The sequence below is a fragment of the Burkholderia sp. Ac-20345 genome, from assembly GCF_017104825.1.
Classification (GTDB): Bacteria; Pseudomonadota; Gammaproteobacteria; order Burkholderiales; family Burkholderiaceae; genus Burkholderia; species Burkholderia lata_B.
Genome location: NZ_JAAGPO010000561.1, coordinates 1 through 572, shown reverse-complemented (window position 1 = coordinate 572; position 572 = coordinate 1). Strand labels below are relative to the sequence as shown.

2 protein-coding genes are annotated in these 572 nt (G+C 64.2%); both read left to right on the top strand.

Going from position 1 to position 572, the window contains the following annotated elements:
• Window positions 1-298: FAD-binding protein (locus G3O06_RS48685; protein WP_205820508.1), on the top strand; the 298-nt coding region annotated here is incomplete at its 5' end.
• A 99-nt stretch (window positions 299-397) separates the two neighbouring features.
• On the top strand, window positions 398-572 hold a 175-nt coding region (locus G3O06_RS48680; RefSeq protein ID WP_205820509.1), incomplete at its 3' end, for an acyl-CoA dehydrogenase N-terminal domain-containing protein.

The window sequence follows — 572 nt, the reverse complement described above, 5'->3', positions numbered from 1 at the left end:
GCTGGAGCCGCTGGCGGACAAGCTGTCGGCTGCTCTGGGCGCCTCGCGCGCGGCAGTCGACGCCGGCTACGTGCCGAACGACTACCAGGTCGGCCAGACCGGCAAGATCGTCGCACCGCAGCTGTACATCGCGGTCGGTATCTCGGGTGCGATTCAGCACCTGGCCGGCATGAAGGATTCGAAGGTGATCGTCGCGATCAACAAGGATCCGGAAGCGCCGATCTTCAGCGTGGCCGATTACGGTCTCGTCGGCGATCTGTTCGCGCTCGTGCCGGAGCTCGTAGCCGAGCTCGGCTAAAGCAGTGTGACGCTTCGGCGGTAAGCACACGAGAAGAGGGGCGCGACGAGCGCCCCTTTTTTTTCGCCATCGACAGAAGAGAGAAGAGGGAGACACACCATGAGCTATCACGCCCCCGTCAAGGACATGCTGTTCGTGCTGAAGGAACTGGCCGGCATCGACGCCGTTGCGCAGTTGCCGGGCTTCGAGGATGCCGGTTACGACACGGCGCAGGCCGTGCTCGACGAGTCCGCGAAGTTCTGCGGCGAGGTGCTGGCGCCGCTGAACGTCGAAG